The following is a 9,446-nucleotide window of genomic DNA, read 5'->3' as shown; positions in this document are numbered from 1 at the left end:
CGAAGGACGGCCGTGCCGTCCCCGGGCCCGCCGGCGCAACCCGGGACTATTCTGGTACCACCAGGCCAACGGCGGCCCACCTGTCAGGTGGCGCGGCACGACGACGTCATGACCCTCGGCAGACGCTGACAAACCGGTCAACGGCGGCGCAGGGGCCCTGGCCCGGTTCTCCCGATCGGCCTGTCAGCCGCGTTTGGTGCCGTCTTCGGTACCGTGCGTTTGTCTGCACCTCCGTGGCCGACCGGAGACCGTACGGTCGTGGTTTCCGCGTGACCGGCGGCCAGGATCCGCCGGTAACAACCAAAGATCAATAAATCATGGTTTTCGCGCTGCCGTTGACCTGCTGGACGAGCTTCGAGGAGGGGACGGGGCGAAACGCGGTGGATACACCGATAGTCTGCGTGTCTGCGGCACTGTGACGGTGAGCGCAGGGGAGCGGCGCTCGCCGCGATACATGGGCGGAAGAACCATGGCCGCGGAGGGCGAGAGCTCGGACATGCGTGAGGAGCGAGCCATTGGCTGGCCGGGACGTCGACTACGATCGCCCGATTCTGCTGGGCTGCGGGCGATGCGACGTGCAGTGGACGGCGCTGACCGCCGCCCATTGCCCGGGCTGCCACGAGACCTTCGCGGGAGTGGGCACCGGGTTCGACGCCCACCGTGTCGACGGCCGGTGCGTCCCGCCCGAGCAGGTGGGCCTACGCCCTGACGGCGGATACTGGGTGGCCGCCGACGAGCGAGCCCCGGGAAAGATCCTGCGGGCGCCGCACCACTCCAGGATCCGCCAGGCCGGCTGAACGCGGCCAGGCCGGCTGAACGCCGCCAGGCCGGCTGAACGCCGACGCCGGGGGAGCGCCGGCCAGGACGGGAACCGGCGGCCCGGACAGCCCCACATGATCCTGTCGCGTGGCCGGCTGTCACGCGTCGAGCCGTATCCACACCTGGCCGTTGTCCACCCGCAGGGGCAGCCGCGTCAGCTGCGCGCCTGGCGAGTTCAGGCAGGCGCCGGAGCGCGCGTCGTAACAGAATCCGTGCCGCGGACAGGTGAGGGTGTCGGTGGCCGGGTCGAGCTGCGCCACGTTGATCGGCAGGCCCTGGTGGGCGCAGGTGTCGCGGTAGGCGGTGAGCCGGCCGTCGAGACTGATGACCACGATGTCGGCCCTGACGCCGTCGGCCCGCTCGAGGTGCAGCGCCGTGATCGGCCGCCCGCCGAGGTCCGCCGCCGTCCCGACCGCCACCCATCCGTCGTCTCCATCGTCGCGGTTACGCACCGGGCCCAGCGGGATCAGTGTCGGGGGTGGGTCACCCGCGAGCATCACCACGCGCGCGATCGACCCGACCCCGCCGATCAGAGCCTCCTTGACGACCTCACGCAACGTGACTCCGGCCAGCGCGCGGCTGTTGCAGGTGCCGCTGACCCGCAGGAACGCGGTGTCCCCGTCCACCCGGACCAGCTCCGCGTTCCCGCCGTGCGCCCGCAGGTACGGGCGGACCTTCTCCAGCGCGCGCAGCGACTCGGTCACCGGCGTGGGCTGGAGGATCCCGTGCACGGAGAAGAGCAGGCGTACCACGGGATCGTCCGCCAGCTCGAACAGCAGCTCCCGGCCGCGGGGATCCTCGCGCAGCCGGCGGACGATCGCGTTGATCCCGCTGCCGTGCAGGGCCTCGACGGCGTGCCGCAGCTGCTCGGCCCGCAGCCGGGCCGCCGGTTCCAGCTCCCGGACGCCGGCCGCCGCCTCGTCGAGCGCCTCCGAGAGCGCGCCGAAGCCGGGTTCGTTCCACGTCGGCCCGGTCGGCCGGGCGTCACTCATCGCTGGGCTCCTTGTCCGTCTCCCCCGGGTCAGACCGCACCGTTGATCACGAACTTGCTCAGTTCCCGGCCGGTCCGCCCGTCGTAGGCGTGCACGGTGCACACCAGACAGGAGTCGAAGCTGCGGGCCACATGCCCGAGCTCCACCGGGTCCTCGGCGTCGGCGACCGGTGTGCCGACCAGGGCCTGCTCGATCGGGCCGGGCGTCTGCGAGCCGTCCCGGGGGCCGATGTTCCACGCGGTCGGCGTGACCACCTGGTAGTTCGCGATCTTTCCGTCCTCGATGACGATCCAGTCGGCCAGCGACCCGCGGGCGGCCTCGGTGGCCCCGAAACCGCGGCCCTCGGTGGGCTCGGCCGGTCTGGTGTAGAAGCTCTCCCGCAGGTCGAGCTGGTCGAGCCACTGCCGCGTCCACTGGTAGTACTTTGCGGCCTCGTGCATCCGGGCGAGCTGGCGGACCAGCACCGACGGCCCGGCCCGGGCAATGATGTCGGTGAACAGCGGGTCGTAGTCCTGGTGGGCGGCGGCGCCGGGGGCGCCGGCGACTATCCGGCGGGCCAGCGGGCCGGCCTCCATCGGGACGTACCCCTGCCCCGACAGGTGGTAGCGCGGCGCTTTCGCCCAGCTGTACTTGCCCTGCTCACGCCCTCGCTGCGGGTCGAGCGGCCGGGTCTCGCCGTCGAACGGGTGGCGGGCCTGCGTCCCCTCGTAGAAGGAGTGGGTGACGTCCTCGCGGACCCACCTCTGGTCGAAGGTGAGGAACTCGCCGTTGGAACAGACCCCCGAGCGGGCGATCAGGGCGGCGTTGCGTCCCTCGATGGTCGGCTCCGCGTAGAGGTCGGGGTGGAAGTAGGTGCCGGTGGCCAGGTAGTTGCCGATCCCGCCGCCGTAGGTGTCCAGGCCGATGTCACGGCCGTAGCGGATGAAGAAGCCGCAGTCGCTGTCGTGCTGGGAGTCGTTCTCCTCGACCCAGGCGAGCACGTCGTCCCAGGTGCGGTTGGCCAGCCAGCGCTCGACCGAACAGCCGAGCCAGTACTTCTCCAGCCAGTTGTGCTTCCAGTGCTCCAGGATGGCGATCGACCGGGTGACGTCGGAGAGGGTGGGCGCGCCCATGACACCCCCGGGCACCATGAAGCTGGAGTGCGGCCACTGCCCGCCGAGGATCGCGTACACCTCGGTCGGCTTGCCGGACAGGACGACCCCCGGGGCGTAGCTGGTACCGGTGTACGGGGTGAAGCGCCGGACGGCCTCGTCGTAGAGCGGCGAGCGCGCGTACTTCCTGTTCGTCAGGTCGATCGCGAACAGCGCGTAGAAGTAGCGCGGGATGCTCTGCAGCGTCTCGCACGCCTGCGCGATGTTGCGGACCAGCGTGGCGTTGGGCGGTATCCGGGTGCCCCACGCCACGTCCAGGGCGTACGCGGCCTTGTACAGGTGGCTGCCGCCGCAGATGCCGCAGATGCGCGGGGTGACGATCAGGCCGGCCTGGGGGTCCTTGCCCTGAAGGATGATCTCGAAGCCGCGGAACATGGCCGCCTGGGCCCGCGCGGAGGTCACCACGCCATCGCTGACCGTCACCTGGACGTCCAGGTCGCCCTCGACCCGGCCCATCGGGCTGACGTTGAGATCGACGGTGGTCATCGGTGTCCCCTTCTTCCAGTCGGCGGTGTCCATCCGGTGCGGGCGGAGCGGAGCGGGCGGGGCGTCAGACGACGAACGTGTCCTTCTTCGACCAGTCCGGGGCGGCGATCTTCGCGATCGCGGACTGGGCCAGGTAGGTGAGGTGGCGGGTGCCTTCCGGGATCTCCCGGGGGATGACGCCGGCGGCCTTGCGGGTCCGGAAGACCGTCCCCGGCTCAAGGTCGAAGAACGGGAACTCCGGCTCGGTGCACCCGATGCACGGCACACCCGCCCGGGTCTTGGACGACTGGCCGTTCCACAGGATGCGGTTGCACGACGAGTGGGTCATCGGGCCGCGGCAGCCGAGCTCGTAGAACAGGCAGCCGGTGCGGGTGCCCTCCCCGAACGTGGTGGTGGACTGCTTGTACTCGAAGAACTCCGTCCGGGTGCATCCGGTGTGCGTGAAGCTGGTGAAGAACGTCCGCGGCCGCTGGAGCTCGTCCAGGTCGATGTCGGCGGCCCGGCCGGTCGCCAGCGCGACGAGGATCTGGGAGATCCAGTCCGGGTGGGCCGGGCAGCCCGGGATGTTGACGACCGGCAGCCCGCCGCGCGAGCGGAACTCCGCGCCGAGGAAGCCGCCGCGCTCACGCTTGTGGAACTGCAGACCGGTCGAGGACGTCGGGTTGGGCGCCGTCGCCGCGATCCCGCCCCAGCAAGCGCAGTCCCCGACCGCGACCACGGTCCGGGCCGTTCCTGCCAGGTCGATCACCCAGTCCTTCATGGGCCGGTCGGCGAACATGTCGTAGCGGCCGGTGCCCTCGGGCCCCTCGATCACGGAGCCCTCGAACACCAGGACGTCCACCGGCGTCTCGCCGCTGGCGCAGGCCCGCAGCAGCTTGCGCGCGTGAGTCCCCGACTCCAGGGCGAGGGAGGGATGCCAGAGCAGCTCGAGCCCGAAGCTGGTGACGAGGTCGACGACATTCGGCTCGTCGGCGTTCAGGAAGGACATGGTGTTCCCGCCGCACGCCCCTCCGTGCAGCCACAGCACGGACGGCATCGGTCCTCCTCTCGGGTAACCCCGGGCGGGGTTACGTGACCGTTCCCCGGGCGGTCCGGGGACGGGGCCTGCCGTGACCCGAGCCGGCCCGGCCTGGCCCGGCCTGGCCTGGCCTGGCCTGAGCTGGCCTGGCCTGAGCTGGCCTGACCGCTGATCGGGCCAGGCCGGGTCCCGGGCTTGCCGGCCGGTTTCCGGGCTCGCGCTGAGCGGCCCCGAGCGCGGAAGAAAGGCGATCGCGCCACCGCGGCTCCATCGCCATGATCCCATGGCGTCAACGGCCCGCCCTTGCCAGAACCCGGACGTATGACCGCCATCACGTAATGATCATTTATCGGCCACCCGGCGAGCGGGCGGTTGAAGGACCGCGTTTTCGTCTCCGGTCCCCGACCGGAGCGGCGATGTCGATCTCGGCCGATCTCGAGGATTCGGCCGGCCGCGCGCTCGGGTCGCGGGCGGCTCCCCGACATCCCGGACAGCGCCACGAGCCGGGTATCCGCGCGCATAGCCCGATCACGCCTTGATCACATGGGCCCGATGGCGGCGCGCTCCGGGCCTTTCGACGCGCCGTCGCCGGCATGTGAAGCCGCCCGGTGGGCTGTGGGCGTCTGCCCGTATCGGCGTGGGGGCGCTGCCCGCCGTGCCACCGCCGCTGGCTCGGCAGTCAGTTTCTGGACATTTCGTCCATGGTCGTCACCGTGCCCGGTTTGATACCGCGGTGGACACTTCCACCGGCGTCCGGGTGAGCCACCGGAATTCACCCGGGGTGGCGACCATGGCGCGCCGCGTCCCGGGAGGGATGCCGCCGAAGTGGTCGACACGGTATACCGGGCGGACGTTTCGGGTTGTTTTCGACGGACGAACCAGCATATTACCGGCGGCGTTATCGGTGATATTACCGGCGGTCGGTGACGAGCGGGCCTGATCCGGCCCTACTTCCTTCGGAAGAGAAACACCGGCTTTTCACCCTGTGTCATGGCGGGTATGCGCTGCTGTAATCATCGAGGGCGAACACTTGCGATGTCATCATGTCGGTCGACTGTCAGCAGCCAGGAGAAGTGCATTGATTGAAATCTTTTCCGGGCACGTCCCAGAGGCATTTGTATGGACGGTCGCCGAACAGGCTGATTTTTTCGAAAGGTGGTAGAAATGGCTCGCGACACAGCACCGTCCGGTGCTGCCGTGCCGGTTGACGACGGTCTTGTACCGCTGGTGCCCAGGCCCCGGCAGCCAGCGGAAGCGGCTTCGCGCGCGCGCTCCGCCACCGCGGGCAGGGCCGGGGCGGCGGCCAGTGGCCGGACGGGGCGGGTGGCAGGCCTGCTCGTCATCGCGCTCGGCGCGATCTACCTGGCCTGGCGGACGGCGACACTCGGCGGCACCAGCGCGATCGGCTACCTGTTCTATGCCGCTGAGCTGGTCGCCTACCTGGCCGTCGGGTGGACGGCGGTGATGATGGGCCGGCTGCGGCCAGGCGCTGCCCGGCAGGCCCCGCCGCCGGTGGGCACTCTGGACGTGTTCGTGACGGTGTGCGGCGAGCCCGCGGCCATGGTCGAGCGGACCCTGCGTTTCGCCCTCGCCATCGACTATCCGCACCAGACATACGTCCTCAACGACGGCCGTATCGCCGGCCGGCAGGACTGGCGGGAGATCGACGCGCTCGCGTCCCGGCTCGGGGTGCCCTGCTTCACCCGGGTCGACGGTACGCCGGGGAAAGCCGGCAACCTCAACCACGCGCTGGCCCGCACCCGCGGTGACGCGGTTCTCGCCCTCGACGCGGACCATCTGGTGGTCCCGGATCTCGGGGAGCAGGTGGTCGGTTATCTGCGCGATCCGGACGTCGGTTTCGTCTGCACCGCCCAGCGTTTCGACACCGGCCGTCTCGACGTCCTGAACAACACCGATAGCATTTTCTACCGCTCCCTGCAGCCGGCGAAGGACCGGGACAACGCGGCGGTCTCCTGCGGGAACGGGACGCTCTACCGACGGTCCGCGCTTGAATCAGTCGGCGGATTCAGCGAATGGAACATAGTAGAAGACGTCCAGACGTCATACGAACTGCATGCTCATGGCTGGTCCAGCATCTATCATCCCGTCCCGATATCGGTCGGGACGGCGCCGGCGACGGCGGCCGTCTACGCCAAGCAGCGGCTGCGCTGGGCGATGGACAGCACCCGGCTGCTGCTGTTCGACAACCCGCTGGCCAGGCCGGGCCTGACCCGCTGGCAGCGGGCGCACTACCTGCACAGCACCCTCAGCCCGCTGCTGGCGTCCGTTCAGGTGGTCTTCGCGCTGGGGCCGGTGCTGTCCATCGTCTTCCGTTCCCCGCTCGCCTCCACGGGCTCCCAGCGGGCGTATCTGCTGTTCGGGCTGCCCTACTTCGCCAGCACCCTGTTCTTCATCGCCGCGTACGCGGGGACGCGGGCGGCGCCCCGCACGGTGTCGAGCGTGCTGTTCAACTCCCCGATCTACCTGCTCGCGCTCGTGCGCGTCGCGTCCGGATACCGGCCCCGCTCGTCCGGTACGACCGAGAAGGCTTTCCAGCCGAAGGTGTCGCTGCTCCTGCTGCCGCAGGTCCTGCTCGCGGCCGTGCTCGTGTTCTCGGTTGTCTTCTACGCGTTCGACACCCGGGCGGACCGCCAGGTGGGTGCGCTGGCGTGGGCCGGGATCCTGCTCGTGACCCTGGCCGGCCCGCTGTCGTCGGTCAGCGAGCGGCGTGCCGCGGTCGAGCGCTGGCAGGCCCCGATCCGCGGGGCGATCATCCTTGCCGTCGCCTTCCTGTCAGCCTGGACGTTCGCCCACTGACCGGACACTCGCCCACGGGCCGGGCGCGCGCCCGCTGACCAGAGGAGGCCGCGCGTCCTCATCCTGATGGCGCTCCGGTCACCGCAACGAGGGAACACGTGGCTGTCACAGCAGCCAGGTGTTCCCTCGTTGTCATGATCCGGGGCTTCCGGGGGCGCTGGGTCAGCCGGTCGGGAGGGTCTCGCAGGGGATGTTGAGGTCGTCGCGTACCGCTGGGGCCAGGGTGTCGCAGCCGACACCGGCCGTTCCCAGCTCGGTCAGGGCCCAGCGGGAGCCCGGGGGAGCGCTGTGGCGCAGCAGGGCGGTGGCGGGGTCGGTCTCACCGCCGGTCGGTATGACACGGGCGGTCGCCACGGCCGGGTCGACCGTGGACACGTGGACGTCGGTCACCTCGACGTTTCCCGGCGGGACCTCGCCCAGCAGCGGGCTGCTGCGCACCGCCTGTGCGATCTGCTCGTCCACGGACGAGCCGTCCCGCTGAACCGCTGTGATCGCGGCAGGCTGCCGCGCCGGCCCGGCGGCCACCGGACCCGTGGCCCCCGTGGCCGTCTGCTCGGTGGCCCCGCCCGCGGTCCCCGGGCCGGCCACCGGGCTCGTGACGGCGGGGCCGGCGGCGGCCGGCGCGTCGGACAGCGTCGATGCCGAACCCGCCAGCACGTCGGAGGGCATGGCGATGACAGCCGCCACCGTGGTCGCGGCGAACAGAAGCTGCGGAATGCTCGGACGCGCGACACGCGCCGCGTGAGCGGCTGGACGCGCCCCCGGCGCAGGACAGGTGACGCTCCGAGAACACGATGTTGCCGGACCCCTCCGGTGTCGAACCATGGAACACCTCTACCCGACCCGGAGCATTCGATGCATGTAACACATCTGACACTCCTCTGTCGACCGATCGAAAAGAGCCCCCGAACAGCCGAGACGTGATCCTCTCTTTGGCCTGGGCGGTGTCACGACGGCGTGCGTCGGGTTACCGTGGAGCTTGCCGATGTGAGCCTGGGCACATCGGAAGTTGGAATGTTGTGATTGGAATGTTGTGAGTCGCATGGGCCACGAGGAAGGTGAGCCCATGCCGGAGCCAGTGATCGACGTGGTGTACGAGACCACGGACGCGGAGGACGAGTACGACCGTCAGTGCCTGGACACGGCGCTTGCCGAAGGCGGCGAGCCCGTGCCTCTGGACGAAGCCATGGCGGAACTGGGCTTCACCTGGGATGACCTGACGGGCTGACCCCCTGCGGGGGCGCGGCAAGATGGTCATTGCGACCGAGTCTGCCCTGTATGTGGTGACGATCAGGCAGTCAGCGCTGCGCGTGGTGGGCAAGCTCCCTCGGGAGATGCAGACGCACCTGTCCGCTCGATGATCTCTTCTCTGGTAAGAGCGATCATTTCGGCGGGCGGGTGCCTCACCTTCTCCAAACCAAAACGTGACTACGTTCCTTCACCACGGGTCGTCACGCACGGCTGCTGACCGGATACGCCCTCCAGTCAACTGCGGAGAGGCGGTTTTTGTGGGGCTTCAGCTTGACGTTGGCATGGCGGGTTCCGGTCAGCGCAGGAGCAGGGTTGTGCCGTGGAGCAGGCACAGGGTGTTGGCCAGGGCGAAGGCGGCGACCCAGAGGCCGCCGGGGATGCCGGTGAGCTCGGCCATGGCGTCCGCGTCCGAGGAGGACGGGCCCTTTCTGCGGTGCCGGTGCAGGTCGAGGACGGAGCGGGGGCCGGACAGCAGCAGGAACCAGGTGAGGAAGCAGGCCAGCGCGCTCTGCGTGCCCGTGTCGGCCGAACGCAGCGCCAGTACGACCGCTCCGGCGGCCGCGACGATGATCGCGATCCCGAACGCGTTGCGGACGACGAGGAAGAGCGCGGCCAGCGCCATGACGGCGAGCAGCAGCGTCGCCGTGACGTGCCCGGCACGCAGCAGGGCCGCCGCGCCCAGGCCGAGCAGCGACGGCGCGGTGTAACCGGCCGCTGAGACGAGGAACTCGGTTATCCGGTTCGGTCGTCCGTACGAGCCGGTGAGGCCGGAGGTGTCCGAGAACAGCCACACGCCGACGACCCAGTATCCGAGCAGGTAGGCGACGAGCGCGTGGCCGCCCTCGTGCGCGATGGTGTCGAGGTGGCCGCTGTTGCGCCAGGTCCGTCGGGGTACGACGGCCGCGAGCGCGA

General features: G+C 70.1%; 8 protein-coding genes. 3 read left to right on the top strand and 5 right to left on the bottom strand.

Annotation, left to right across the window (positions count from 1 at the left end; all coding sequences use genetic code 11):
• The first annotated feature begins 515 nt into the window (after nucleotides 1-515).
• Entirely contained in the window at nucleotides 516-797 is a 282-nt protein-coding gene (locus AC5LUJ_RS18750) for an FDXHR family putative zinc-binding protein (protein ID WP_250286054.1), read from the top strand.
• A gap of 120 nt (nucleotides 798-917) precedes the next feature.
• Here AC5LUJ_RS18750 and AC5LUJ_RS18745 read toward each other — a convergent pair whose 3' ends face one another.
• From AC5LUJ_RS18745 to AC5LUJ_RS18735, 3 genes are all read right to left on the bottom strand, one after another.
• Complete coding sequence (locus tag AC5LUJ_RS18745) at nucleotides 918-1,811, bottom strand: NifU family protein (protein ID WP_250286055.1); 894 nt, start codon at nucleotides 1,809-1,811, stop codon at nucleotides 918-920.
• A gap of 29 nt (nucleotides 1,812-1,840) precedes the next feature.
• Entirely contained in the window at nucleotides 1,841-3,448 is a 1,608-nt protein-coding gene (locus tag AC5LUJ_RS18740; RefSeq protein WP_250286056.1) for a nickel-dependent hydrogenase large subunit, read from the bottom strand.
• Between the two features lie 64 nt (nucleotides 3,449-3,512).
• Nucleotides 3,513-4,484 (bottom strand): NADH-quinone oxidoreductase subunit B family protein, encoded by a 972-nt coding sequence (locus AC5LUJ_RS18735; protein ID WP_250286057.1) that lies wholly within the window; start codon nucleotides 4,482-4,484, stop codon nucleotides 3,513-3,515.
• Between the two features lie 1,146 nt (nucleotides 4,485-5,630).
• On the opposite strand from AC5LUJ_RS18735, the gene AC5LUJ_RS18730 reads away from it, so the two are divergent.
• A complete protein-coding gene (locus AC5LUJ_RS18730; protein ID WP_250286058.1) occupies nucleotides 5,631-7,283 on the top strand; it encodes a glycosyltransferase family 2 protein in 1,653 nt (550 codons plus the stop codon).
• Between the two features lie 162 nt (nucleotides 7,284-7,445).
• On the opposite strand, the gene AC5LUJ_RS18725 is transcribed toward AC5LUJ_RS18730, so the two are convergent.
• Complete coding sequence (locus AC5LUJ_RS18725; RefSeq protein ID WP_493465382.1) at nucleotides 7,446-7,952, bottom strand: hypothetical protein; 507 nt, start codon at nucleotides 7,950-7,952, stop codon at nucleotides 7,446-7,448.
• A gap of 397 nt (nucleotides 7,953-8,349) precedes the next feature.
• Here AC5LUJ_RS18725 and AC5LUJ_RS18720 point away from each other — a divergent pair, with 397 nt between their 5' ends.
• On the top strand, nucleotides 8,350-8,511 hold the full coding sequence (locus AC5LUJ_RS18720; RefSeq protein ID WP_250289719.1) for a hypothetical protein: 162 nt from the start codon (nucleotides 8,350-8,352) through the stop codon (nucleotides 8,509-8,511).
• Between the two features lie 318 nt (nucleotides 8,512-8,829).
• Here the strand turns inward: AC5LUJ_RS18720 and AC5LUJ_RS18715 are convergent.
• The coding region (locus AC5LUJ_RS18715) for a M50 family metallopeptidase (protein WP_493465381.1) at nucleotides 8,830-9,446 on the bottom strand (617 nt) is incomplete at its 5' end.

The organism is Protofrankia sp. CiP1_Cm_nod3 (assembly GCF_982290655.1).
This window is presented reverse-complemented; position numbering and strand designations above follow the sequence as displayed.

Bases quoted from the DNA above. Each gene is read 5' to 3' on its own strand.
- AC5LUJ_RS18725 (WP_493465382.1), bottom strand. From the start codon at position 7,952: ATGCCCTCCGACGTGCTGGCGGGTTCGGCATCGACGCTGTCCGACGCG.
- AC5LUJ_RS18730 (WP_250286058.1), top strand. From the start codon at position 5,631: ATGGCTCGCGACACAGCACCGTCCGGTGCTGCCGTGCCGGTTGACGAC.
- AC5LUJ_RS18745 (WP_250286055.1), bottom strand. From the start codon at position 1,811: ATGAGTGACGCCCGGCCGACCGGGCCGACGTGGAACGAACCCGGCTTC.
- AC5LUJ_RS18740 (WP_250286056.1), bottom strand. From the start codon at position 3,448: ATGACCACCGTCGATCTCAACGTCAGCCCGATGGGCCGGGTCGAGGGC.
- AC5LUJ_RS18735 (WP_250286057.1), bottom strand. From the start codon at position 4,484: ATGCCGTCCGTGCTGTGGCTGCACGGAGGGGCGTGCGGCGGGAACACC.
- AC5LUJ_RS18720 (WP_250289719.1), top strand. From the start codon at position 8,350: ATGCCGGAGCCAGTGATCGACGTGGTGTACGAGACCACGGACGCGGAG.